Annotated in this window: 22 protein-coding genes and 1 pseudogene; 16 read left to right on the top strand and 7 right to left on the bottom strand. The window is 68.8% G+C overall.

Annotated features, from left to right (window positions below; all coding sequences use genetic code 11):
- Nucleotides 1-23 precede the first annotated feature (23 nt).
- Nucleotides 24-1,103 (bottom strand): redox-regulated ATPase YchF, encoded by a 1,080-nt coding sequence (gene ychF / locus OG405_RS01260; RefSeq protein ID WP_327149805.1) that lies wholly within the window; start codon nucleotides 1,101-1,103, stop codon nucleotides 24-26.
- 266 nt (nucleotides 1,104-1,369) lie between these two features.
- Between ychF and OG405_RS01255 the strand changes: the two genes are divergently transcribed.
- The 4 genes and pseudogenes from OG405_RS01255 (at nucleotide 1,370) to OG405_RS01240 (ending at nucleotide 4,390) form a co-directional block, all read left to right on the top strand.
- Nucleotides 1,370-2,212, top strand: coding sequence for an AraC family transcriptional regulator (locus OG405_RS01255; RefSeq protein WP_327149804.1), 843 nt, complete (start codon nucleotides 1,370-1,372; stop codon nucleotides 2,210-2,212).
- 4 nt (nucleotides 2,213-2,216) lie between these two features.
- Nucleotides 2,217-2,645: a VOC family protein gene (locus OG405_RS01250; protein WP_327149803.1), complete on the top strand. Its 429-nt coding sequence runs from the start codon at nucleotides 2,217-2,219 to the stop codon at nucleotides 2,643-2,645.
- A gap of 146 nt (nucleotides 2,646-2,791) precedes the next feature.
- Complete coding sequence (locus tag OG405_RS01245; protein ID WP_327149802.1) at nucleotides 2,792-3,880, top strand: DNA polymerase III subunit beta family protein; 1,089 nt, start codon at nucleotides 2,792-2,794, stop codon at nucleotides 3,878-3,880.
- A 32-nt stretch (nucleotides 3,881-3,912) separates the two neighbouring features.
- Nucleotides 3,913-4,390, top strand: a pseudogene (locus tag OG405_RS01240) (hypothetical protein).
- Between the two features lie 21 nt (nucleotides 4,391-4,411).
- Here the strand turns inward: OG405_RS01240 and OG405_RS01235 are convergent.
- Both OG405_RS01235 and OG405_RS01230 read right to left on the bottom strand, forming a co-directional pair.
- The gene (locus tag OG405_RS01235) at nucleotides 4,412-4,933 is read right to left on the bottom strand and encodes a pyridoxamine 5'-phosphate oxidase family protein (protein ID WP_327149801.1); all 522 of its coding nucleotides are present in this window, start codon (nucleotides 4,931-4,933) and stop codon (nucleotides 4,412-4,414) included.
- A 105-nt stretch (nucleotides 4,934-5,038) separates the two neighbouring features.
- On the bottom strand, nucleotides 5,039-6,001 hold the full coding sequence (locus OG405_RS01230) for a helix-turn-helix transcriptional regulator (protein WP_327149800.1): 963 nt from the start codon (nucleotides 5,999-6,001) through the stop codon (nucleotides 5,039-5,041).
- 63 nt (nucleotides 6,002-6,064) lie between these two features.
- Here OG405_RS01230 and OG405_RS01225 point away from each other — a divergent pair, with 63 nt between their 5' ends.
- From OG405_RS01225 to OG405_RS01205, 5 genes are all read left to right on the top strand, one after another.
- Entirely contained in the window at nucleotides 6,065-6,955 is an 891-nt protein-coding gene (locus OG405_RS01225; RefSeq protein ID WP_327149799.1) for an NmrA family NAD(P)-binding protein, read from the top strand.
- Between the two features lie 135 nt (nucleotides 6,956-7,090).
- Nucleotides 7,091-9,352, top strand: coding sequence for a carbon starvation CstA family protein (locus tag OG405_RS01220; RefSeq protein WP_327149798.1), 2,262 nt, complete (start codon nucleotides 7,091-7,093; stop codon nucleotides 9,350-9,352).
- Nucleotides 9,353-9,408: 56 nt separating this feature from the next.
- Nucleotides 9,409-9,570, top strand: coding sequence for a YbdD/YjiX family protein (locus tag OG405_RS01215; RefSeq protein WP_442790808.1), 162 nt, complete (start codon nucleotides 9,409-9,411; stop codon nucleotides 9,568-9,570).
- Nucleotides 9,571-9,767: 197 nt separating this feature from the next.
- Nucleotides 9,768-11,300, top strand: coding sequence for an Ada metal-binding domain-containing protein (locus OG405_RS01210; protein ID WP_327149797.1), 1,533 nt, complete (start codon nucleotides 9,768-9,770; stop codon nucleotides 11,298-11,300).
- Complete coding sequence (locus OG405_RS01205) at nucleotides 11,300-11,836, top strand: methylated-DNA--[protein]-cysteine S-methyltransferase (RefSeq protein ID WP_327149796.1); 537 nt, start codon at nucleotides 11,300-11,302, stop codon at nucleotides 11,834-11,836. The genes OG405_RS01210 and OG405_RS01205 overlap by 1 nt, the downstream gene beginning before the upstream one ends.
- Before the next feature lie 8 nt (nucleotides 11,837-11,844).
- On the opposite strand, the gene OG405_RS01200 is transcribed toward OG405_RS01205, so the two are convergent.
- A complete protein-coding gene (locus OG405_RS01200) occupies nucleotides 11,845-14,997 on the bottom strand; it encodes an AAA family ATPase (protein ID WP_327149795.1) in 3,153 nt (1,050 codons plus the stop codon).
- Nucleotides 14,994-16,190: an exonuclease SbcCD subunit D gene (locus tag OG405_RS01195; protein ID WP_327149794.1), complete on the bottom strand. Its 1,197-nt coding sequence runs from the start codon at nucleotides 16,188-16,190 to the stop codon at nucleotides 14,994-14,996. The genes OG405_RS01200 and OG405_RS01195 overlap by 4 nt, the downstream gene beginning before the upstream one ends.
- A gap of 369 nt (nucleotides 16,191-16,559) precedes the next feature.
- On the opposite strand from OG405_RS01195, the gene OG405_RS01190 reads away from it, so the two are divergent.
- Entirely contained in the window at nucleotides 16,560-17,531 is a 972-nt protein-coding gene (locus tag OG405_RS01190; protein ID WP_327149793.1) for a DUF6542 domain-containing protein, read from the top strand.
- Between the two features lie 10 nt (nucleotides 17,532-17,541).
- On the opposite strand, the gene OG405_RS01185 is transcribed toward OG405_RS01190, so the two are convergent.
- The gene (locus OG405_RS01185; protein WP_327149792.1) at nucleotides 17,542-18,549 is read right to left on the bottom strand and encodes a 4-hydroxy-3-methylbut-2-enyl diphosphate reductase; all 1,008 of its coding nucleotides are present in this window, start codon (nucleotides 18,547-18,549) and stop codon (nucleotides 17,542-17,544) included.
- 500 nt (nucleotides 18,550-19,049) lie between these two features.
- Here OG405_RS01185 and OG405_RS01180 point away from each other — a divergent pair, with 500 nt between their 5' ends.
- The 3 genes from OG405_RS01180 (at nucleotide 19,050) to OG405_RS01170 (ending at nucleotide 21,366) form a co-directional block, all read left to right on the top strand.
- Nucleotides 19,050-19,793 carry a lipid droplet-associated protein gene (locus OG405_RS01180; RefSeq protein WP_327149791.1) on the top strand — a complete coding sequence of 248 codons (744 nt, stop codon included), beginning with the start codon at nucleotides 19,050-19,052 and terminating at the stop codon, nucleotides 19,791-19,793.
- 95 nt (nucleotides 19,794-19,888) lie between these two features.
- Complete coding sequence (gene xseA, locus OG405_RS01175) at nucleotides 19,889-21,130, top strand: exodeoxyribonuclease VII large subunit (RefSeq protein WP_327152590.1); 1,242 nt, start codon at nucleotides 19,889-19,891, stop codon at nucleotides 21,128-21,130.
- Between the two features lie 2 nt (nucleotides 21,131-21,132).
- Nucleotides 21,133-21,366: an exodeoxyribonuclease VII small subunit gene (locus tag OG405_RS01170; RefSeq protein ID WP_327149790.1), complete on the top strand. Its 234-nt coding sequence runs from the start codon at nucleotides 21,133-21,135 to the stop codon at nucleotides 21,364-21,366.
- A gap of 67 nt (nucleotides 21,367-21,433) precedes the next feature.
- On the opposite strand, the gene OG405_RS01165 is transcribed toward OG405_RS01170, so the two are convergent.
- Nucleotides 21,434-22,003 carry a DUF4245 domain-containing protein gene (locus tag OG405_RS01165; protein WP_327149789.1) on the bottom strand — a complete coding sequence of 190 codons (570 nt, stop codon included), beginning with the start codon at nucleotides 22,001-22,003 and terminating at the stop codon, nucleotides 21,434-21,436.
- Nucleotides 22,004-22,134: 131 nt separating this feature from the next.
- Here OG405_RS01165 and glpX point away from each other — a divergent pair, with 131 nt between their 5' ends.
- From glpX to OG405_RS01150, 3 genes are all read left to right on the top strand, one after another.
- On the top strand, nucleotides 22,135-23,178 hold the full coding sequence (glpX, locus tag OG405_RS01160; RefSeq protein WP_327149788.1) for a class II fructose-bisphosphatase: 1,044 nt from the start codon (nucleotides 22,135-22,137) through the stop codon (nucleotides 23,176-23,178).
- Nucleotides 23,179-23,447: 269 nt separating this feature from the next.
- On the top strand, nucleotides 23,448-24,071 hold the full coding sequence (locus OG405_RS01155; RefSeq protein WP_327149787.1) for an LGFP repeat-containing protein: 624 nt from the start codon (nucleotides 23,448-23,450) through the stop codon (nucleotides 24,069-24,071).
- Between the two features lie 204 nt (nucleotides 24,072-24,275).
- Nucleotides 24,276-25,133 (top strand): acyl-ACP desaturase, encoded by an 858-nt coding sequence (locus OG405_RS01150; RefSeq protein WP_327149786.1) that lies wholly within the window; start codon nucleotides 24,276-24,278, stop codon nucleotides 25,131-25,133.
- Nucleotides 25,134-25,185 lie beyond the last annotated feature (52 nt).

Raw genomic sequence — 25,185 nt, 5'->3', positions numbered from 1 at the left:
ACTTCCTCCCAGACGCTGACCGTCTACACGTTGAAGCGGAACTCGACCACGTCGCCGTCGGTCATGACGTAGTCCTTGCCCTCCATCCGGACCTTGCCCGCCGCCTTCGCCGCGGCCATGGACCCCGCCTCGACCAGATCGTCGAAGGCGACTACTTCGGCCTTGATGAAGCCGCGTTCGAAGTCCGTGTGGATAACCCCGGCCGCTTTCGGCGCGGTGTCACCCTGGTGAATAGTCCACGCCCGGGCCTCTTTCGGGCCCGCGGTGAGATAGGTCTGCAGGCCGAGGGTGTGGAAGCCGGCGCGGGCGAGGGCGTGCAGGCCCGGTTCGGTCTGGCCGATGGATTCCAGGAGTTCGGCGGCGGATTCTTCGTCGAGCTCGAGGAGTTCGGATTCGACCTTGGCGTCCAGGAAAACCGCATCGGCGGGCGCGACAGAGGCTTTCAGCTCCGCGACCTTCGCCTCGTCGCTGAGCACCGACTCGTCGGCGTTGAACACATACAGGAACGGCTTGGTGGTGAGCAGAGACAGCTCTTTGAGCAGTTCCCCGTCGATCTCCTTCGCCGCCGAGAAGAGAGTTCGGCCGCCGTTGAGGATCTCCTGTGCCTGTTTGGCGGCATCCGCGTACGGCTTGCGGTCCTTCTTGATCTTGGCTTCCTTCTCCAAGCGGACGACCGACTTTTCGAGGGTCTGCAGGTCCGCGAGGATCAGTTCGGTTTCGATGACCTCGATATCGGAGGCCGGGTTCACCTGGCCATCCACGTGCACCACATCGTCGTCGGCGAAAACGCGGACGACCTGGCAGATGGCGTCGGCTTCGCGGATGTTGGCGAGGAATTTGTTGCCCAGACCGGCGCCCTCGGAGGCGCCCTTCACGATCCCGGCGATATCCACGAAGGAGACCGTGGCGGGGACGATGCGGGCGGAGCCGAAGATCTCGGCGAGCTGGCCCAGGCGCGGGTCGGGCAGCGGGACCACCCCGACGTTGGGCTCGATGGTCGCGAACGGATAGTTCGCGGCGAGCACGTCGTTGCGGGTCAGCGCGTTGAACAGCGTCGATTTTCCGACGTTGGGCAGGCCGACGATTCCGAGGGTGAGACTCACGAGGACAGCAGTCTACGCGGGCGGCCGGGTGGGTCGGCGGTCGGCCGTGCCGTGTGCGCGAGCGCACGCTCGGAGGCTCCGCGAGCGCAACGCTCGGTGGCTCCGCGAGCGCACGCTCGGAGGCTCGCAGCGAAGGCAGCGAACTTCAGGCGGTCTCCGGTCTGCGGGGTGATCTGGAGCAATTCGGCGGGCGCTCGTGCTGGGCGGCACGGGCGGCGAACCCGGGGACGAGTCCGATGTCACCGGACCGGCGTAGCGTGACAGCCATGGAGCCGACCTCACAGGTGGTGACGGCCCACCCCGCCCCCGCACTGTCCGCCTTCATAGACCGGTATGTCGGATACCGCATGACCGGATACGAGGCGGGCCTGCATCGGGGGCTGCCGTCCCGGCACATGACTTTCATCGCCGCGATCGGTGCTTCCATCGATGTGATCGGCCAGACCGACACCCACCAGCCCCCGGACGACTACCGCTGTGTGCTGAGCGGGCTCCAGGACACTCCGGCGATGATCGCGCACGACGGCACCCAGGAAGGGGTGGCCATCGAGCTCACCCCGCTGGGCAGCCGCGCGTTGTTCGGGCTGCCCGCGGCAGAGTTGTGGAGTACCTCGATCGAGTTCGCCGACCTCATCGGATCGCCGGGGCGGCAGCTGTGGGAGGAATTGCAGGAACAGTCCGGGTGGACGCAGCGATTCGCGGCGTGCGATCGAGTACTGACTCGGCTGCTGGTGCCGGAGCGGGCGGTGGGGCCCGAACTCAGCTGGGCGTGGCGGGCGGTCGCGGGATCACACGGCACGATCGGAGTCGAAGCGCTCGCCGACCGTATCGGCTGGAGCCGCCAGTACCTCACCAAACGGTTCACCGGCGAATTCGGCGCCAGCCCGAAGGTGGCGGGGCGGGTGGCGCGGTTCGAACGGGCCAAACAGATGCTGCTGCACACCCCGTCGTTCGTATCGATAGCCCAGGTCGCGGCCACCTGCGGCTACTACGACCAGCCGCATCTGAACCGCGAATTCGCGCGACTGGCCGGTTGCAGTCCGACGCAGTGGCTGGCCGAGGAGATTCCATCTGTCCAAGACCCGGAGATGGTCGGAGAGCCAGGCTGAAACCATGACCTCAACAGCGAAAACCACCAAGACAACAGCCCCCGCGCCGACCGTCTGGCCGTGCCTGGCCTTCCGGGATGCCCGCGGCACCGCGGACTTCCTGGTCCGGGCGTTCGGCTTCGAACCGACGGCGATGTATGCCCGCGAGGGCGATCCGTCGGTGATCGAACACGCCGAGCTCCGCTGGCCGGAAGGCGGCGGAATCATGTTCGGCACCGCGGCCAAGGGCGGCGGACTGCCGGAACGCCGGACGCCGGGAACCGAGTCCGTCTATATCGTCTGCGCCGATCCGGACGCCTTGTACGAACGGGCCACCGCGGCCGGTGCCGAGACCATCGCGGGATTGAAGGATGAGGACTACGGGTCGCGCGGATTCACGGTCGCGGACCCGGAGGGCAACTTCTGGAGTTTCGGAACCTATCGGGGCCAGTGAACCGCGTCGTTGCACAGGATCGGGACCGGCGCATGGTTCGCTGATCCGGGTGGCCGCGGCGGTGTCGAGCCCTGCCGCGGCGCCTCTGCGAATCGGCACCCCATACAGCTTGACCTTCAGGTTGCTCGAAGCCCGATGATGGGCGGGTGCCCGAATCCGACCTGATCACCATCGGCGCGTTCGCCCGCTCATGCGGCATCACGGCGAGCGCGCTGCGTTTCTACGACGACTCCGGTCTGCTGTCCCCGGCCGGAGTCGACGAGGTCACCGGCTACCGCTACTACGCCCCCGCCCAGGTGACCCGGGCGGTGACCATTCGACGGCTGCGCAATATCGGTATGCCGCTGGACGGTATCGCCCGGGTACTGGCGTCCGACGCACACGATGCCGCCCGGTTGATCGACGACCATATGACGCGAGTGGTCGATCGCACCCAGCAGGCGCGGCGGACCGCCGAAGTCGTGAAAGCCACACTGGGCGAACCCTCCGGATGGTGGATGGCGACTGTGCGGGGGCCGGTACTGGCGGCCGCGGTCGAGCAGATACTGGCCGCCACCGGGACCGACCCCGAGATCCCGGTCCTGGCCGGTGTGCGCCTGGAGGCGACACCCGAATCACTGACCCTCACCGCCACCGACCGTTACCGGCTGTCCACCCGCACCCTCGTTCCCGAGCAGGCCGGGTCGGGCGACTGGGCCGCCACCGTGGACGGCACCGACCTGAGCGCGGCGCTGCCGGAGATCCGAGGCGCCCACCTGCTCGATATCGAAGCCGGTGAGCACAGCATCCGGTTCCGTACCGCCGAGGGGTTCGCGCGCGGCTGCCGGACACTGCCCGGCCCCTTCCCCGATCACCGTTCGCTGCTGGCGGCGTTACCCACGGCCCGGACCCATGTGACGGTGTCGAAGCAAGAGCTGATGGGCGCACTGGAAAAGCAGCGGGCGCGATACCTGCGGCTCACGATCGCGGCCGGCTCGCTCGCGGTCTCGAGTGCCGCGGAGCGACCCGGGACGGGGCTGCCCGCGCTGGTCACCGGCCCACCCGGCGATCTCGTCTTCGGTTTCACCAACTTGTACCCAGCCGTCGCCACCGCCATCGGACCCGATGTGCGACTGGATCTCGGCGGTCCCACCGACCCGATGGTCGTCCGGTCCGCGGACCACGGCGACCTCACCACCCTGGCCATGCCGGCCGGCCCGGCCGCTATCGACGCAGAGAACGGATCCCCCAGTTGACCTCCACCGAACCGCTGTCCCCCGACGCCACCATGAACGCGATCACCGAAGCGGTCGCGCTCGGCCGAACCGGTGATACAGCGACCGCCCGCGGCCGCCTCCTGAAGATCTGGCACGGAATCGGCACGGGCGGCGATCCGCTGCACCGCTGCACCCTCGCCCACTACCTGGCCGACCTCTACGACGACCCAGCCCTCGCCCCTGGCCTGGGATATCCGCGCCCTGGACGCGGCCGACGCCCTCACCGACGACCGGGTTCAACGCCATCACACGAGCCTGCGGGTCGCGGGGTTCTACCCCTCGCTGCACCTGAACCTGGCCGACAATTACCGGCGGCTCGGGTCGTGGGACGCGGCGGCGGAGCACCTCGCCGCCGCCCGGGCACGACTGGAGACCCTCTCCGACGACGGCTACGGGACGATGATCCGGACGGCGCTCACCGAGGTCGCGGAAGCGGTCACCCAGCGGTCCACCACGCGACGCGCGAGCGCGCCGGGCCCGCAGTCCTGACGATGGACACCGCGAGCGTGATCAGTCCGCGGTGAGCTTCGCGAAGTCGGGGGCGTAGACGGTCATCCAGTGCGGACGCAGACGGAAGAAGACCACATCGTTGTCCCAGTCGAAGGCCTCCTCGCCGTAGAGATCCTTGAAGTACGCGAGCAGTTCCGGCCACTCCGCGTCCGGTTCACCCCCTGCCGGATTCAAGGTCTCCGCGGTGCCGTGGGTGAACACACCCAGCTCCTCACCTCGCATATGCGCGACACTGGCGGCCGGCCGAGCGGTGAGGTGGCGCGCCTTGGCCGCGGTGCGCGCGGTGCCGAAATACCACCGGCCGTGCAGGAAATGACCATCGACGCCACTGATCCGCGGTTCCCCTTTCACGGTGACCGTGGACAACGCCAGGGTGCGCATACCGGTGAGAATCGTGGTGAGCTGCTCGGCGGTCAGCGTTCGGTCGGGGGCGATGATCGAGCGGAGATGACTGGTCGACCCGGCGAGGGACGCGTCGAGCAGGGCCTGTAATGCGGTGAGTTCTTCCGGGGTTTCGCGCATTGCACCACCGTAAGCACGCCGGACTTGCCGTCGCCCGACCGAAATTGCTCGATTCCGCGTCGGCCCGAGTTATCCCGAGCTCCGGGATTGTCCGGTGAATCCCGCCTACCCCGATTCGTCGGCGGCCCGGGCGATCCGGGCAGCCAGTTTCCGGGAGTAGCTGATGAGTTCGTCCGGTCCTTCGATGGTATAGGGCACGCCGACCGTGGCGAGCGTGACGGACAGCCATTCCCAGGAGTCGGTACCGGCGGTGTAGCGGCAGCTGGTGTCGTCGATGGCTTCCAGCGATCCGGCGTCGGCGATGAGCCGGTCGGCGACCACTGCGAGCGGCGCCGCGAAGGACACCACACCGCGGTGGCGGGTGCGGGGAAACCGAGCGCTGTCCTGGACGAAGCTCACCGGGTGGGTGGCGGGCAGCTCGCGGGGAGTGAAGGTGGTGCCCGGGAGGGTGAGTGCGTCGATCCGGTCGATGCGGTAAGTGCGCCAGTCGGCGCGGTCGCGGTCCCAGCCCAGCAGGTACCAGCGGTGGCCGAGGAGTACCTGGCGGTTGGGCTCGACGCGACGTTCGGTGTGCTTTCGGCTGCGGCTGGTGTAGCCGAAGCGCACGTCCTGATGCAGGTGGGCCGCGGTGGCGAGCAGTTGCACGGTACGCAGATCAAGGGATCCGGGGGCATGGGAGGTGACTTCGGTGGCGGCGGTCAGCGCCTGTATGCGGGCGCGCAGCCGGGTGGGTACAACCCGTTCGAGGGTGCGCAAGGCGCCCTCCGCAGCATCTCCGGCGCGGCCCGTCAGGGTGAGGGCGGCGATTCGGAGGCCGACAACCGTGGCGGCTGCCTCGTCGTCGGTGAACAACAGCGGTGGCATGGCGCGCCCGGCGACCAGCCGGTAGTTGCCGCCGGGCCCGCGCGTCGACGAGACGGGGTAGCCGAGAGTACGCAGGCGGTCGAGGTCGCGCCGCAAGGTGCGTGGTGATATGTCCAGCCTTGCCGCCAGTTCGGTCGCGGGCCAACTGCGCCCACTCTGCAGCAACGACAGCAGCTCCAGAGTCCGTGTGCTCGGATCGGTCATCAGGCTCAATGTAAACGCAATTGTGGTCAGGATTCGACCACAACCTGTCCTATCGTCGCGGGCATGGCAAACGAACATCCGCGTCGGAAGATCGTCGTCACCACCCCCACCGGACACGTCGGATCCCGAGTCGTGCAACTTCTTCTGCAGGCAGGTGTGCGTCCGACACTGCTGCTGCGCGCGCCCGACCGACTCGATGCGCAGACGCGTGACCGCGTCGACGTCGTGCAGGGCGACCAAGGAGATGCCGATATCGTCCTGCGCGCAACTCGAGGAGCCGATGCCCTCTTCTGGGTGGACCCACCCACACCGGATGACGACCCAGCTTCCGGTTATGCCCGCATGGGCGCCAACGCCGCGCGCGCGGTCGAAGAGAACGGCATCGCCCGCACCGTATTCCTCAGCAGCGTGGGCGCGGAGAAGCGGCACGGGGCCGGTGAGATCGACGGACTGGCCCGCACCGAGGAAATGCTGGATGCCACCGGCGCCGGCGTCCTGCACCTGCGGTGCGGCTATTTCTTCACCAACCTGCTCATGGGGCTCGAGGCGCTACGCACGGGCGTACTCGAGACCACGTGGCCACTCGACTACTCCATGGCCTGGGTCGATCCCCGCGACATCGGCGATATCGTGGCCACCCGACTGCTCGCGGACAGCTGGTCCGGCCGCCGGGTACAGGCCGTGCACGGGCCCCGAGACCTGACCTTTGCGCAGGTGGCCGAGATCCTGAGCCGAGCGCTGGGACGCGAGATACGCGCTGCGCGCATCTCCGATGACGACGTCCGCACCGCACTGCGCGCCGCCGGCGCGAGCACCGGACAGATCGAGGGGATCGTAGGCATGTCGATCGGGCTGCGCGAGAACTTCGTCCCCGAGAACGAGCGGACCGTCCTCACCACGACGCCGACGACGCTCGAGGCTTGGGCCCACGCGCATCTTCGACCTGCGCTCTGAGATATTCCTGTCTCGGTCCGGGCAGTCCCGCTTGCCGCGTCGTAGCGACCGTTCGTCGCAATCATCGCGGCGCCGAACGGTGATCGGTTACGTTCTTGTGACCGGCATGTCCGCTCGCTGTACAGGAGTTGCCCGATGGGGACTATCGAATATCTCAAGACCGACCCCGGCCTACCCCCCGTGGGTGTGGTCGACCGGTCCCCGATCACGCCGGCGAAGAAGGCGATCTTCGCGGCCATCGGGGTGCTCGGCGCCGTGGCCTGGACGGTTCTCGCGATCGCCCGGGGCGAATCCGTGAACGCCGTATGGATCGTGATCGCCGCGGTGTGCACCTACATCGTCGCCTACCGGTTCTACGCGCGGCTGATCGAATACAGGGTCGTCAAACCCCGCGACGACCTGGCGACTCCGGCCGAGATCCTGGACAACGGCAAAGACTTCATGCCGATGGACCGGCGAGTGTTGTTCGGGCACCATTTCGCGGCCATCGCCGGCGCGGGTCCGCTGGTCGGGCCGGTACTGGCGGCGCAGATGGGATATCTGCCGGGCACGATCTGGATCATCGTCGGTGTCGTATTCGCCGGTGCGGTACAGGACTACCTGGTGCTGTGGGTGTCGATGAAACGACGCGGCCGCAGCCTCGGGCAGATGGCACGCGACGAACTCGGCGTGATCGGCGGCGTGGCCGCGATCATCGGCGTGCTGGTGATCATGATGATCCTGCTCGCGGTCCTGGCACTGGTCGTGGTGAACGCGCTGGCGCACAGCCCCTGGGGTGTCTTCTCCATCGCGATGACCATCCCGATCGCCCTCTTCATGGGCGTGTACCTGCGGTATCTGCGCCCCGGCGCGGTCGGCGAGATCTCGGCCATCGGTTTCGTCCTGTTGATCCTGGCGATCATCGCGGGCGGCTGGGTATCGCACAACGACACCTGGGCGGGCTGGTTCACCTTCCACCCGGTCACCATCTCCTGGATGCTGATCGGCTACGGCTTCGTCGCGTCGGTACTGCCGGTGTGGTTGCTGCTCGCGCCGCGCGACTATCTGTCGACGTTCATGAAGATCGGCACCATCGGCCTGCTGGCGGTCGGCATCCTGGTGACGATGCCGGTGCTGAAGGCACCCGCGGTCTCGGAGTTCGCGACCTCCGGTACCGGCCCGGCCTTCGCCGGGAGCCTGTTCCCGTTCCTGTTCATCACCATCGCCTGCGGTGCGCTCTCCGGTTTCCACGCACTGGTGTCCTCGGGTACGACACCGAAACTGCTGGAGAAGGAATCGCACGCCAAGGTGATCGGCTACGGCGGCATGCTGATGGAGTCGTTCGTCGCGGTGATGGCGATCATCACGGCCTCGATCATCGATCAGCACCTGTACTTCGCGATGAACGCCCCGGCCGGGGCGACCGGCGGAACCGCGGAAACCGCCGCCGCCTATACGAACGGCCTGGGCCTCTCCGGTCCGCCTACGACGGGCGCCGAATTGAGCCAGGCCGCGACGGATGTCGGCGAGGAATCGGTCATCTCCCGTACCGGTGGTGCTCCCACGCTGGCGATCGGGATCTCCGAAGTGTTCTCCGGGTTCCTGGGCGGCGCCGGGATGAAGTCGTTCTGGTACCACTTCGCGATCATGTTCGAGGCGCTGTTCATCCTCACCACCATCGATGCCGGCACCCGCGTGGCGCGGTTCATGCTCTCCGATTCACTCGGGAACCTGCGGGGTCCGGCGCGGAAGTTCGCTGATCCGTCGTGGCGGGTGGGTGCCTGGCTGTGCTCGGCGGTCGTGGTGGCGGCCTGGGGTTCGATCCTGCTGATGGGTGTGACGGATCCGCTGGGCGGTATCAACGCACTGTTCCCGCTGTTCGGTATCGCCAACCAGTTGCTGGCCGCGATCGCGCTGGTGGTGGTGTTGACCATCCTGGTGAAGAAGGGTTTGACGAAATGGGCCTGGATCCCCGGTATCGCCCTGGCCTGGGATCTCATCGTCACCATGACCGCTTCTTGGCAGAAGATCTTCTCCGCCGATCCGAAGGTCGGGTACTGGAAGCAGAACAGCATCTGCCGAGCCGCCCGCGACGCCGGTGAGCTGTGTTTGACGGCGAAGACGCCCGGCGACGTGGACGCGGTGATCCGTAATACGTTCATCCAGGGTGTGCTGTCCATCGTCTTCGCGGTGCTGGTGCTGATCGTGGTGCTGGCGGCGGCGTGGGTCTGCTACCGGACGGTGAAATCGGGTGATACCTCGACCACCGAATCACCGGAGGAGCCGTCGAAGATCTTCGCGCCCAGTGGTTTCCTGATCACCTCGGCGGAGAAGGACGTGCAACGGCAGTGGGACGAGCGGATCGCGAAGGGCGAGGCCGCGGTACCCGGCGCGGCGCACGCGGAGGTGCGGAGTTGACCGGGTGGCCGCGGCTGCGCGGGATTCCGGCGACGCTGGCGCGGGGTGTCCGGGCGGTGTTCTGGTATCTCGATTCCGTGGTCGGCGGACAGGACTACCAGCGCTACACCGCGCATATGCGCCGGACGCACCCCGGCCACGCGGTCGCGAGCGAGCGGGAGTATTGGCGTGAACGGTACGCCGACGCCGAACGCAACCCGGGCGCACGCTGCTGCTGAACACCTACCGCGTGAAACGGCGGGGCCGGTCCGACCGGCCCCGCCGTCGCGTTACCGCAGCACCCCCACCGGCCTCGGTGGACCACGCGGCAACTAGCGGACCTGCGCCTCCCGTTGCCGCGGCTATTACCCCGCGTTCGGCGGTGGTGTCCGTTTCCCGCTAGCTCGAGGCTCCGTGAGCTGACATCGTGTGTGGGGTGAGCATCACGGCCCTGGATTTCGAACGTTGCTATCGCGCGGTCTCGTCCCGCGACTCCCGTTTCGACGGACAGTTCTACACCGCCGTGCGCACCACCGGAATCTATTGCCGGCCGTCCTGCCCGGCGATCACTCCGAAGCGCACCAACGTGAGCTTCCTGCCGACCGCCGCGGCGGCCCAGCAGGCGGGTTACCGTGCCTGCCGCCGCTGCCTACCCGACGCCGCACCCGGATCCCCCTTGTGGAACACCCGTGCGGACCTCGCCGCCCGCGCCATGCGCCTGATCGGGGACGGCGTGGTGGAACGCGGGGGCGTACCCGCGCTGGCATCGGCGCTCGGCTATTCGCAGCGCCAGCTCACCCGAGTACTGACCACCGAACTGGGCGCCGGACCGCTGGCGCTGGCCCGAGCGCACCGGGCGCATACCGCGCGCCTGCTGATCCAGACCACGGCCATGCCGATGTCGGATATCGCCTTCGCCGCGGGCTTCGCGAGTATCCGACAGTTCAACGACACCGTCCGCGAGGTGTTCGCCGTCAGTCCGAGCACCATGCGCACCGAAGCACAGCGCACCGCCGGCCGCGCCGCCGCGGCCAACGGGACACTCGCCCTACGCCTCCCCTACCGGGCGCCACTGGACCGCGACTGGCTCGATTGGTTCATGTCCGCCCATGTGGCGCCCGGTCTGGAACTCTGGCAGACCACCTCCGGCGGCGAGAACCACTATCTACGCAATATCCGCACCCCACACGGCCACGCCGGAGTACGGCTGGCAGTACGGCCCGGATATGTCCAGGCGGAACTGACTCTGCGCGATATGCGCGACCTCGCGCCCACAGTCGCCCGCGTCCGGCATCTGCTCGACCTGGACGCCGACCCGGTGGCGATCGACGAGGCGCTCACCCGGGCCGGTGAGACGACCGGCGCACCGCACGCTTCCCGCACCCGATTCGATCCCGGGATACGGGTGCCCGGTTGTGTGGACGGACCGGAATTACTGCTCCGCACCATGATCGGTCAGCAGATCTCGGTGGCCGCTGCCAATACCCACACCGCGCGGCTGGTCGCCGCGCTCGGCGATCCGGTGGAGGGACCCGTGAGCCGTCTCTTCCCCACTCCGGACGCGATCGCCGAACGCGGCGCCGAAATACTCACCGGCCCGGCCCAGCGGGTCAGGTCCATCACCGCCGCCGCGGCGGCCCTCGCTTCCGGTGATCTGGTCCTGCACCAGGGCCGGACCGCGGCCGAGCTGCGGCGCGACCTGCTGGCCCTGGACGGGGTCGGCCCGTGGACCGCGGACTACGTCACGATGCGGCTGCTCGCCGACCCCGACATCATGCTGCACACCGATCTCGTCGTCCGCCGCGGCGCCGCCCGGCACGGTATCGATCCGACCGATACGACCCACTGGTCACCCTGGCGTTCCTATCTCTGTATGCACCTGTGGCGGACCGAACTGCGCACCCGGACCGAATCCGGGGCCCCCGCCGCGCCCGCCACCGATTCCGATGCGAAAGCGAGTACCGACTGATGTCCGCCTCCACCGCCACCCTGCCCGCACCGACCAACACCGGCACCGCCGATTTCGCGATCGTCGACACCCCGCTGGGCCCGTTCACCACGCTCGTCGCGTCCGACAGCGCGGTCCTGGCGTCCGGGTGGACGGCCGATCCCGAAGAGCTCCGCACACTGGTCCATCCCGGGCTGCGTCCGACCGGGCTGCGTGCCCGGCGCGAACTGGGTGCCGTGACCGATGCGGTCACCGCCTACCACCGCGGCGAAACGATCGCGATAGACCCGATCCCGGTGCGTCAGCGGTCGGGCGAATTCCTCCAGCACGCGTGGGATGTGCTGCGTACCGTGCCCGCCGGCGAACCGATCACCTACACCGCTTTCGCCGCGCTCGCCGGCCGCCCGGCGGCCACCCGCGCCGCGGCGAGCGCCTGTGCCCGCAACGCGGCCGCGCTGTTCGTCCCCTGCCATCGGATCCTGCGCACCGACGGCACCCTCGGCGGTTTCCGCTGGGGCCTGGACATCAAGCGACAGCTGCTCGATCTCGAAGCCTGAGGTCCGGGTCAGGCGATGGTGGCGTGCAACCGGGAACCGTTGCGGCCGCGCACGACGTGCAGGCGGCTGGGAATGCGCTGGCGCATCTCGTCGACATGGCTGACCACTCCGACCACCCGGCCCCCGGCACGGAGCTCGTCGAGTACGCCCATGACCGCGTCGAGGGTGTCCGCGTCCAGGCTCCCGAATCCTTCATCGATGAACAGCGTGTCGAGGATGATGCCACCGGCCTCGGCCGCGACCGTATCGGCCAGCCCCAGCGCGAGCGCGAGTGACGCCATGAAGGTCTCACCGCCGGAGAGGGTCCGGGCGGGCCGGATGGCGCCGGTGTAATCGTCGCGGATATCGAGGCCCAGCCCACCGCGCCGGCCGTGGGTGCCGGCTCGGTCGGTGTGCACGAATTCGTACCGGCCGCTCGACATCCGGCGCAGCCGGGCCGAACCCGCCACCGCGACCTCCTCGAGCCGCGCCGCGAGCACGTAGGAGCGCAACGACATCCGCCGGTTGTTCTCGCCCCGGCCGGCCACCACTTCGGCCAGATCCGCCAGTTCCTGATGAGCCCGCTGCGCGGGCGCGATCAGGTCCACCGCCGCCCACAACTGTCCGCACAAGGTCTCCAGCTGGGTGACCCGGTGCACGGCGGCCGAATGGGCGGCTACCGCCCCGTCCAGGGCGGTACGCGCGCTCCGCACAGCAGCGGCCGAGACTTCCGGATCGCCGGGGGCGACGGTCGCGGCGGCCCGGATCTCCGGTTCATCGAGTACGGCCTGGGCGGCGGCGCGGATCTCGTCGGCGGCGGCGAGATCCGCGCTCAGCGCATCCTGCCGCTGCGGGGTCCGAGTCGCGGCACCGACGAGCGGGGAGTACACACGCAGGGTCGCGAGCATCTCCGCCGAAGTGGAATCGGTTTCGCCCGCTCCGTTACCCGGATCCCCGGCTGCTGTGTCCGTCGGGGCGGCCGAACTCGTCGGCGGGACCAGCCCCGCCGATCTCGCCAGCCTTTCGACCCGTACGACGCAGTTGGCGACCCGCGCCCAGGCCGTCCGCACCCCGGCATACGCCTCCCGACGGTCGCCGGCGGCGCCGATCAACGCGTGCAGACGCTCCCGGCGACGCCCGATGGTCCCGTCCCGGCCGGCGGCGGTACGCAGCTTGGCTTCGATCTCGGCGAGCCGGGCCGCGGCAGCCTCGCTCCGGGCCGCCACGGATCCGGCTCGGGTCTCGGTGTCCCGCAACGTGTCGTGCAGCCGGGTCTCGTCGGTGCGCAGCCGCGCGAGCTCGCCGGCGCATGCCTCGGCCGATTCGGCCAGTTCCTCGGCGTCCTCGCACTTTTCGGTGGCAGCCCGCAGGGCCGCGGCGAGTTCGACCCGGTCGGTATCGCCGCCGCGCGCGAGCAGCGCCTCGATCTCCCGCTCCACCTCGGCCAGCGCCTCCTGGGAACGATCACGCGAGGCCTCGGCGGCGCGTTCCGTGGCGACCGCCGCCGCCTCGTCCCCTTTCGATACCGCGCCCGCCGCCTGCTGCGCGGGGTGGGGGTGTTCGGCCGATCCGCAGACCGCACACGCCTGCCCGTCCACCAGGTTGCCGGCCAATTCCGCCGCCATTCCGGCCAGCCGTCGCTCCCGCAGGTCCAGCACATGTTCGCGGGCCGTCAGGTGCCGGGCTCGTGCGGTATCGAGATCCACCCGAACCCGATCGAGCGTGGACCGCGCCCGGGCCAGGTCCACGGCCGCTGTCGCAGCCTCCTGCAACCGCTTACGTTCGGCACGCAAGCCGGGTAGCGCCGCCTTCGCGTCGTCGGCATCGCGCGCTCGCGCATGCGCTCCGGCGATGACCTCGGGCAGCCGGGCCCGGCGATCGGTGAGTTCGGCCGCCCGCCGGCCGAGCTCTTCCGCGGAGGTGCGCAGTGTGCCCAGTTCCTCGCGCAACTTGTCGGCGGTCGCCGCGTCGGCGCGGATCTCGTCGAGCTTGCCCAGTACCGTGCTCCACCCCCGGATCGCGGTGTCCAGGCCGAGATCCTCGTCATAGCCGGCCCGGTCGGGGTCTTCGGGCCCATCACCACGCTCCTCCTCGGAGTGATTCAGTACCAGGTGGATCCCCGGAACATCGGCGCTGTCGGGTTCGGCGGCCAGCCGGGCCAGCCGTTCGGCCGCGGCCACCGATTCCGTTTCACAGCCACGAACCGCGCGGACCGCGGTCTCGGCCTCGCCCAGCGCGGCGGCCACCGGTTCGGCCCGCCGGGCACGATCCAGCTCGCCCCGATCCGCGGCTCGCATCTCGGCCGCGGCGGTGTACTGCACCAGTTGCTGTCGCGCCGACTCCAGCCGGCGCCGCTGCTCGACGGCCCGGCGTTCCCGTTCCGCATTCTCGTCGGCGGTGGCCGACTCTTCCCGTCGCCGGTCCAGTTCGTGCTGTGTGGTCTCCAGGTCGCCGCGGGCACCGGTCAGCAGATCCTGTGACCATTCGACCGCGTCGAGGATATCGATCCGCTCGGTACGGTCGATCCCGGCCGTCACCGCGACCCGGGTGATCAGATCCTCCACATTGCGCTGCTGAGAGCCGATCTGCTCCCCCGACGCCTTGCGCTGGGCGGCGAGCCACTGTTCGGCCGATCCGAAACGACCCGTATCGAAAAGTTTCTCGAGCAGTCGTTCGCGATCCTCGTTCTCCGCGCGCAGGAACTTCGCGAAATCACCCTGCGGCAGCAGCACCACCTGGAAGAACTGATCGGCGCTCATCCCCAGCAGTCGCACGATCTCGTCGCCGATCTCGTTGATCCGCGACAGATTGGTGCCCTGACCGTCCAACCAGGCCAGGGTGGCCTTGGCGTTCTCCACCCGGGTCCCGCTGCCGCGCAGTTTCGGCCGCTCGAATTCCGGCCGTCGGGTGAGCCGGAGTCGCCGGCCGCCCAACGTCGCCTCGAGCATCACCTCGGGGCGGATATCGGCGGGCGCGTGATCGGAGTGCAGTCGCTTGTCGCCGCGAGCTCCCGGGACCCGCCCGTAGAGCGCGTAGGCGATGGCATCGAGCACCGTGGTCTTACCGGCCCCGGTCCGGCCGTGCAGCAGGAAGAGCCCATCCGCGCCGAGTTCGTCGAAATCGACCGAGGCCGTCGCGGCGAACGGGCCGAAGGCCGTCATCTCCAGCCGGTGCAACCTCATGCGGTGAGTTCCGTATCAGCGACCGCCGGCTCGCCGATATCGTCGCGAACCACCTCGGTTTCCCGTACAGCCGCGGCCATGGCGCGGGCCAGCCAGTCCATCTCGGCGGGGTTCGGCTCACCGCGCACATCGGTGAGGAAGGTGCGGGCGATATCGGTGTCGTCGCGGCCGCGCACCCGCTCCCGGTAGTGCAGGGCCGGGTCGCCCTGCGGTCGCTCCCATTCCACGTGTACCGCGTGCGGGAAGCGCTCGCGTAGTTTGCGCATGGCGTCGACCGGCCGGGCATAGTCGGTGAGCGTTACCGAGACGTAGTGCTGTTCGGCCGTTTCCCACGCGGGGTCGGCCAGGAGTTCCTCGAGAGTTCCAGTGAGGCGGCTCAGGCCACGGACCAGCGGTAATTCGTATCCGACGACGCGGGCGGGGCCCGCGGCGTCCAGTTCCACGAGCCATACCTGCTTGCGGTGGGTGCTCTCCCCGAACGAATACGGCAGCGGCGACCCCGAATACCGCACCGCCTCGGCGAGGGTCTGCGGCGAGTGCAGATGCCCGAGCGCCACATAGTCGAATCCCGGCTCGGTGAACATGCCCAGCGGCACTGTCTCCACTCCACCCACCGAGATCGACCGCTCCGAACCGGTCGCCGCGCCGCCCACCACGAACGCGTGCGCCAGCAGCACCGCCCGGATGCCGGGCCGTTCACCCATATCCGTCCGGATCCGGTCCACCACCGCCTCGAGCACCTCGGCGTGCGAGCGTGCCTGCGGTATCCCGAGCTCGCCGCGGCATATCTCCGGCTCCAGGTACGGGATGCCGTAGAAGGCGATCTCACCGTGCTCGTCGGACAGCAGTACCGGCCGGGCCGAATCGGCCACCGTGGTCCGCAGATACAGCCCCCCGGCCGCAGCGAAACTGGCGCCGGCGCCGAGCCTGGTCGGCGAATCGTGATTACCGGAGGTGGCCACGATACGAGCCCCGGCCGCGCGGATCGCCTCGAAACCCCTGTTGCACACCGCGATCGCGTCCGCACTGGGGATCGATCGGTCGTAGACGTCGCCGGGAACCACGACGGTGTCCACGGCTTCGGCCGCGACGAGCTCGGCGATCGCTTCGAGTACCCGCGACTGGTCGGCCAGCAGGTCCACGCCGTGAAAGGTGCGGCCGATATGCCAGTCCGACGTATGCAGGATTCGCATGACCGCGAATTTAGGGCAACTCACCGACAGCTTCAACGCCGGTGCCGATACCCGGGACGCCACACCGGCAACACGCCGAGGTTGTCCGCTCCGTTGACGGTGCCGAACCCATAACCCGCGGAGGACATGTCTCGAATGCGCCATCGTGTTGCGCGCCACCCAGGTCCGTGGCGCCGCCTGCGGCGATGAGGTCGGAGTCGTCGCGCCCCCGACTCGTCCCTCTCCCACTCCGCCGGTCCGGAGCCGGGGCCGGCTCCTGATCACTCGACAGGATGAATACCGCCGCCGACCACACTTTCCGGACAATCGTGGGACCGGACCCGCCGTGCCGTAACACGGTCGACCCTTCCGGACGATAGTGTTCAATCCGTGGCTGCTTCCCAACGAGTGAATTCCCGGGTGCCCGCGCCGCAACGTTCGTTATTGCCGACGGTGCCGGGTGTCCCGGCCTATGCCGCGGCTCTCATCGCTGCGGCCTGCACCTTCCTGGGTTTCCTCATCGATGCCCTCGGCGATGTCACGGACCTGACCGGCACCTTCAGCGCGTTCTACATCCTCGGGTGTCTCGCGGCGGTGGCGGCGGTGCGGTTCCGCGGCCTGTTCACCACGATGGTGTTACCGCCCCTACTACTCTTCGTGGCCGTACCGATCGCCTATCGCCAGCTCACCGGGACCAGCACCGCCTCCCTCAAGGACATCCTGCTGAACCTGGCGATCCCACTGGTGCACCGCTTCCCGCCCATGATGCTGGCCACTGCGCTGGTGCTGATCGTCGCAGGTATCCGGATCGCGCAGTTCCGCTCGGAGAACGCGGCCCAGGAGACCGCCGCCGCGCGGCGCGGGACGAGCTGGGGCCGCAGCGAACGGCGCGCGACGCGTGGCGAATCCAAGGAGCGGGCAGCGAACCGGACTCGGCGCGATACCGCGAAGCGGCCGAGCCGTGGACAAGCGAAACGTTCCACGGGCGGCGAGGGGAAACCGGCACGTGCGAACAAACTGTCGCGCGCCGAGACCCTCGCGGCCCGTTCGAAGACCAACGGCAAGACCAAGGCGAAATCGCGGCCGAAGCGGCCCGAGCACCCCGAGCCCGATTACACCCGCGAATCGTTCGACGAACCTCCACGCCGCGGGGACCGGGGCCGTCCGCCCGCCGAACCGACCGTACGGGGCGCCGCACCGCGCACCCGTGAGATGCGCCAGCACCGGCCCGCCCGCCCGGGAGCTCCCGTCCAGGAGGAACCGGCGCGCGCGAACGCCCGTCGTGGGGAGCCGGCGCGAGCACCACAGGCCGCCCGCGTCCGGGAACCGATCCCGGAGCGGCAGCGGCCCGAACGCGGGTGAGGGCGGCGGGTCAGCTCCGGGCGGTCCGCAGTTCCCGTGGCAACGAGAAAACGAGTGTCTCATTGGCGGTGGTCACCGGCTGGACCTCGCCGAACCCGTGTTCGGCGAGCATATCCAGCACCCCGCGCACCAGGATCTCGGGAACCGACGCGCCGGAGGTGATGCCGACCGTGCGTACACCCTCGAGCCACGCGGGGTCCACCTCGCGCGCGTAGTCCACCAGATACGACGCCCGGGCGCCCGCGCCCAGCGCGACCTCCACCAGACGCACCGAGTTCGAGGAGTTGCGCGAGCCCACGACGATCACGAGATCGCATTCCGGTGCCATCGCCTTCACCGCGACCTGCCGGTTCTGGGTGGCGTAGCAGATATCGTCACTGGGCGGATCCTGCAGCGCCGGGAACTTCTCCCGCAGCCGCGACACCGTCTCCATGGTCTCGTCCACACTGAGCGTGGTCTGCGACAGCCAGATCACCTTGGACTCGTCGCGCACGGTCACCTTCTCGACCGCGCCGGGGCCGTCGACCAGTTGTACGTGTTCGGGGGCCTCACCGGCGGTTCCCTCGACCTCCTCATGACCTTCGTGGCCGATCAGCAGGATGTCGTAGTCGTCGCGAGCGAAGCGTTTGGCCTCCTGGTGAACCTTGGTCACCAGCGGACAGGTCGCGTCGATGGTGCGCAGACTGCGCGCGGCGGCGGTCGCGTGCACCGCGGGTGAGACACCGTGCGCGGAGAAGACCACGAGTTCCCCCTCGGGCACCTCGTCGGTGGTGTCGACGAATATCACTCCGCGTTCGCGCAGAGTCTCCACCACGTGGCGGTTGTGCACGATCTCCTTGCGGACATAGATCGGCGCGCCGTGTTTCTCGAGTGCCTTTTCCACGGTCTCCACCGCGCGGTCCACACCCGCGCAGTATCCGCGCGGTTCGGCGAGCAGCACTCGTTTTTCTTCGGGGCCGGCGGGCGCGGCGCCGGCCGAGCGAGTGATTCCGACATTCAACGGTATGGCCGAGGACATGCCCCACAGAATACGTGCGTACCGCCGCGGCCGCTCCCGGCGTACGCTCCCCCGCTCGCGGCGCAGTCCATACCCTTGTCCGGCTATATTCGCGCCGGTCATCCGCCACCCGCGTCGCCAACGCGGGATGCGAGCGAGCGGTTGTCCCCGTGCCGTCAGGGTGGGCGGATTCACCGCCGAGAGCACAACGCCGAGCGGTCTACCTCAGAAGTCGGGGCCCGCCCCGGTTCTGGAGCGACAGAGCGAAGGAGCGCAGCGACTGAGCGCCGGAGTGAAGAACCGGGGTCACGAGGGCCCCGACCGCCCCGCCGCAGGCGGGGCAATCAGACACAGTCGGGGCCCGCCCCGGTTCTGGAGCGACAGAGCGAAGGAGCGCAGCGACTGAGCGCCGGAGTGAAGAACCGGGGTTAATAGGGCCCCGACCCGCCCCGCCGCAGGCGGGGCAAAACAACACAGCCGCCCTCTTTTGCTGATCACGCCATATCGGGCAGGCTATTACTATGTTTCGACCACCGTTCCTGGCCCGCGTCGCCGCCGGAGCCGCCGTCTACGTTCTCGAGGAGACGCGACGGCTGCCTTCGACCGCGGCGAAACTACCTCTGACCGCGGTGAGCCAATTACTGCAGACGGGTATGCACGTCCAGCAGTTCGTCACCAGTCTCGCGATCAAAGGCGATTCGGTTTTCGACCGGATCGTCAATCGTCCGGAAGAGCGGCCCGAATGGGCCACCTTCGAGGAGGACGACGACGACCCGCCGGTCCGCGAGCCGGGCGCCGCCGCCCACGGCCGCAGCAGCGGTTTCGACCGTTTCGAATCCGATCCGGTCGAGGTGGAGCTGGCCCTGCAGGAAACTCTGGCGGGTTTGCGCGCGATCCAGAACAACGGTAGTGCGGTGCCCGCGGCGCACATCTTCGACGCCGAGGCCACCTTCGATATCGGTGCCTCGGACGATCCGGGCGATGACGTGGTCGTCGGCGCTGCCGCGGTCGACGGGCCCGAATCCGCCGCGTCGGCGGATCCCGAACCGGTTGCCGAACCGGAGCCGGCGGCCGGACCCGTACTCCCCGAGGTCGGCGCCCGCTACGACTATCCGAATATGACCCTCGCCCAGCTGCGCGGCCGGCTGCGCACGCTCACGGTCGCCGATCTGGTCACCCTGCTCGACTACGAGCAGCGCACCCTGGACCGCGCGGCGTTCGTGACGATGCTGACCAACCGGATCGCCACCGTGCGAGCCCAGTGACCGGGGCCGATCCCGCGCCCGCGGCCGGCCCGACCCGTTCCGGCCGGCCCGGGCAGGCACCCGCCCCCGCCAATTCCGCCGAGCAGCCGTGGCCGGTGCGCTCGGTGTCGATGAAGGTCGTCCAGTGGATCGACCGGCTCGGCAGTATCTGGGTGGAGGGGCAGCTGACCCAGATCAATCTGCGGCCCGGCACCCGCACCGCCTTCCTCGTCCTGCGCGACCCGGCCGCCGATATGTCGCTGTCGGTGACATGCGATCCCGCGCTGCTGCGTAATTCCGCCGTTCCGCTGCAGGAGGGCAGCCGGGTGGTGGTGTACGGCAAACTCTCCTTCTTCCCCGGCCGCGGCACCCTGTCGTTGCGGATCTCCGAGATCCGCCCGGTCGGTATCGGCGAACTGCTGGCACGGATCGAACAGCTCAAGGCGCTGTTGGATGCGGAGGGCCTGTTCGATCCGCGGCTCAAACGCCCGGTCCCGTTCCTCCCCGGCACGATCGGGCTGATCACCGGCCGCGGCAGCGCCGCCGAACACGATGTGCTGAGTGTGGCCCGGGATCGTTGGCCCGCGGTGCGCTTCGAAATCCGCAACACCGCCGTGCAGGGTCCGTCCGCTGTCCCGCAGATCCTCGACGCCCTGGGCGCGCTGGATCGCGATCCGGCGGTCGAGGTGATCGTGCTGGCCCGCGGCGGCGGCAGTGTGGAGGATCTACTGCCGTTCTCCGATGAGACGCTGTGCCGGGCCATCGTCGCCGCGACGACCCCCGTCGTCAGCGCCATCGGACACGAACCCGATTCGCCGGTCTCCGACCTGGTCGCTGATCTGCGGGCCGCCACTCCGACCGATGCCGCCAAACGGATCGTCCCGGATGCGGCCGCGGAGACCGCGACCGTGCGTGAACTGCGTTCCCGTTCGGCGGCGGCGCTGCGCGGCTGGGTCGAACGGGAGACCGCGGCGCTGAAACAGCTGAGGTCTCGACCCGTGCTGGCCGACCCGCTGCGCGATCTCGGTCACCGAGACGAGGAGATCGAACGTCTGCGCACCGCGACCCGCCGGAGCGCCGAGAGCCTGATCCGGACGGAGTCGGTGACCACCGGCCATCTGCGGCGTCAGCTGACCGCGGTCGGTCCGGCCGCGACCCTGGCCCGCGGCTACGCTGTCGTGCAGCGGGTGAACGGTCCCGAACGGCATGTGGTGCGTGGAATCGGCGATGCCCCTACCGGAAGCCAGTTGCGTATCCGGGTCGGCGACGGCGCGATCTCCGCGGCCGTTCTCGGCACCACCCCGCTCGGTGAGCGCGGCTCCCCGACCCGCCGGACCGACGACCCCGAGAGGACTTGACCGTGTCCGACACCAGCGCCGACGACCTGGCCGATATTGCGGGCCTCGGCTATGAACGTGCCCGTGACGAGCTCGCCAACGTGGTGAAGATGCTGGAGCAGGGCGGGATGGATCTCGACGACGCCCTCGCATTGTGGGAACGTGGCGAGGCGCTCGCCGATCGTTGCGAGGAACATCTCGCCGGGGCGCGACAGCGGGTCGAGAAGGCACTCGCCGAATCCGCCGACGCGGATTGACCGGCCATCGTCGCGGCCTACGGATCACCCGCCCGCAGTGACCTGAGCGGCACCGGCTTGCGGCAGCCTAGGTGGCCGGCAGCGGCCGCGCGGTCCCCACCGCGGCAGCCAGCGTCTCGAACGCCTCGGCGTTACCGGCGCCCCGGATCAGCACCCGACTGTCACCGAAATCCGCGACCCACGCGGGTTCGGCACCGGGCTCTTCGTAGACCACCCATTTCTGCCCGGCGATCTCCCGGGTCCCCGCGGGATAGCGGCCGGCGACGATATGCCCGGCCAGCACCTCTTCCTTGGCATCGCTCTGGTCGAGTTCCATATAGGTGCCCGCGCCGGTGACGTATCCGATGGTGCTCACCGTGCCGCCACCACGTTGGGTGATGGTGTCGCGGCTGCCGGAGTTGGCCTGCCAGTTCGGCGGGAGCTCCGGTTCGCGGATCGGGAACGAGAGGTTCTGTGCGTCCGAGCGGAGTGCCGCGGGGGCGTCGAAGCTGGGAACCGTGCCCTGGGTCGGCCCGCCCGCGGAGAAACTGCACTGGCTGGTCAGCCCGGCGAACACCACGGCGATCAGCACCAACGGGATCAGCGACCAGACCAGATCCCGGTAGTCGTTCATGATGCGTGGCTTCTTGTTCGGCACGATTCCAGTATCCATTGTGGTAAGAGCGAGGCCCCGCGCCGCCCCCGGTACTGCCGTACCAGGTGAACACCGGCACGTATTCCGGCGATGCGACAATTACGGCAAGTTACACAACCTAGGAGGCACCCGCTATGACGGCATCTTGGACCGCTTCGAGCCGCCGCGAGGCACCGGATCGCAACCTCGCGCTCGAACTCGTCCGCGTCACCGAGGCCGGCGCCATGGCGGCGGGGCGCTGGGTGGGTAAGGGCGACAAAGAGGGCGGCGACGGGGCCGCCGTGGATGCCATGCGACAACTGGTCAGCTCGGTTTCCATGAGCGGCGTGGTGGTGATCGGCGAGGGCGAGAAGGACGAAGCGCCCATGCTGTACAACGGTGAGGACGTAGGCGACGGCACCGGTCCCGAGGTCGATTTCGCGGTCGATCCGATCGACGGGACCACCCTGATGTCGAAGGGTTCGCCAGGCGCCATCTCGGTGCTCGCGGTCGCCGAGCGCGGTGCCATGTTCGACCCGTCGGCTGTGTTCTACATGGAGAAGATCGCCGTGGGACCCGACGCCGCCGATGTCATCGATATCTCACTGCCGATCCGGGAGAACATCCGCCGGGTGGCCAAGGCCAAGAAGGCGTCGGTCTCCGATATCACCGTGTGTGTCCTGGACCGCCCTCGGCACACCGGGCTGATCCAGGATATTCGCGATACCGGGGCCCGGATCCGCCTGATCTCCGACGGTGACGTGGCCGGCGCGATCGCCGCCGCCCGACCCGATTCCGGCACCGATATCCTCGTCGGTACCGGCGGCACCCCCGAGGGCATCATCGCCGCGGCGGCGATGCGCTGTATGGGTGGTGCGCTCCAGGGCAAGCTCGCGCCCAAAGACGACGAAGAGCGGCAGCAGGCGATCGACGCGGGTCACGATCTGGACCGGGTGCTGAGCACCGAGGATCTGGTGGCCGGTGACAATGTCTTCTTCTGCGCCACCGGCGTCACCGATGGTGATCTGTTGCGCGGAGTCCGTTACTACGGTGGCGGCGCGTCCACTCACTCCATCGTGATGCGGTCGAAATCGGGCACCGTGCGGATGATCGACGCCTACCACCGGCTCACCAAACTGCGTGAGTACTCGTCGGTCGATTTCCACGGCGACGAGCACGCGGCCCCGCCGCTGCCCTGACCTCCCCCCGTGGTCCGGGGCTCGAGAGTGCCGGACCACGTGCCGGAGTTCCACCGATCGCGATCGCTACCGCCAACCGCCGCGTCACAGCAAATTTCCGGCATCCGGCCAAATCCTCGACTGTTGCGGGTAATATCCGCGTGGCCACCGAACTGGCAGCGTCACGGATCTTGCGCTGGGTAGCCGTTGCGTTGCCGAATTCACAGCCGGAGTGATGAACCACCAGGACCAGTCCGTCCATCACACCGGCCTGTCGCGAGAGGATGGACATGCACCACTTCGCTCGACGTTCGGCCGGATTCACCATGGCACTCGCCGCCGCGGGCCTACTCGTCGCCGGCTGCGGTGACGACGACACCTCGGTGTCGGACACAGCCGGCTCCCTTACCTCGGCGGTCATGCCGGGCAACGGCAGCGCCACCAACGAACCTTCCGCGTCCCCCGGCGCCGAGGGTTCGGCCACCGAGACGACGGGCGCCGAGGGCTCGGCGACCCCCGACGAGGACCCCAATGCCGATGCCGGGGAAACCACCGTGCAGACCCCGGACGGTACCGATGTCACCGTGAAGGGCAGCATTTATCAGAAGTACACCGACGCGGGCGGCCCGACCGGCACACTCGGTATGCCCGAGGGCGAGGAGCAGGTCGCCGGGGACGGCGGTCGCTACCAGAACTTCGCCGGTGGCACCATCTTCTTCAGCACGGACACCGGTGCCCATATCGTCTGGGGCGATATCCGCGAAGCCTGGGAAGCCAACGGCGGCGCCGATGGCGAACTCGGGTTCCCGACCTCCGACGAGGAGACCACCCCCGACGGCAAGCAGAGCCAGTTCGAGGGCGGCACCATCACCTGGAACTCATCGGACCGCTCCACCACGGTCACCGAGAACTGAGGACCACGGCACGGGGCGTCCGCTACGGCGGGCGCCCCGTCGCTGCCCGGGGGCTTCGCACGGCGCTTTCCGGAATCTGCGTTCACATCCTGTGAGCAGCGCGCATTGTGCGCGGACCTCATCCGGGACGGCCGGATCGCCCATATCCCCCAACCCGACCCCGGGGCTCACGCCATTCTCCGGACAACCCGCTACCGTGTGTGCGTGCAGAAACTGTTGACCGACCGCGACCTGCTCGAATCGCTCGCGGTAGAGGTGGAACTGACCATGCGGCGCCATACCGAGATCGCCGATGAATGGCAGCCGCACGACTTCGTCCCGTGGGACGACGGCCGCAACTTCGCGTTCCTCGGCGGTGAGAACTGGGATCCCGCACAGTCCGAGATCGGCGATACGGCCCGGCTGGCGCTCACCGTGAGCGTGCTGATCGCCGACAATCTGCCCGCGTATCACCGGGAGCTCGGCAAGTATCTGCGCACCGGTGCGTGGTGGCGCTGGGTCGGCCGCTGGACCGCGGAGGAGGCCCGGCACTCCATCGTGATCCGCAACTACCTGATGGCGACCCGGGCCTGTGACCCGGTGGAGCTGGAGCGGTTGCGGATGGGCCATATGACCGACGGATTCCGGCGCGAGCCGCTGCATCTGCTGGATGTGCTGGCCGCCTGCGCGTTCGAGGAGACCGCCGCGGCCATCCGCCACCGCAATACGGCCGCTCTCGGGGAGAACCCGCTGATCACGGCGATCAGCGAGCAGATCGCGAAGGACGACGAGAGGCAGGCCGCGGTCTTCGCCGACCTGGTGGCCGCCGGTTTCGCCGAGACCCCGGACCAGACCATGCGGGCTGTCGCCGATCAGGTCGCCGCATTCCGGGTCCCGTCGCTCATTCTGCCCGACGGGCGCAGCAGCGACGTGGCGCTGGCCGAAGCCGGGATCTACGATCCGGCGAAACAGGACGAACTGGTCCTCGCGCCGTTGCTGCGCCGCTGGGATGTGTTCGGCCGCACCGATCTCGGCGAGACCGGAGAAGCGGCTCGCGAGGAGCTGGCGCGGTTCCGGTCCTGAATCCCCCGGTGCGACGCGATCGATGATTTGCGATCGCGTCGCACCGCACCTC

It is taken from the genome of Nocardia sp. NBC_01329 (assembly GCF_035956715.1).
GTDB lineage: Bacteria > Actinomycetota > Actinomycetes > Mycobacteriales > Mycobacteriaceae > Nocardia.
The sequence above is the reverse complement of the archived record's forward strand: the minus strand, read 5'-3'. Positions and strand labels throughout refer to the sequence as shown.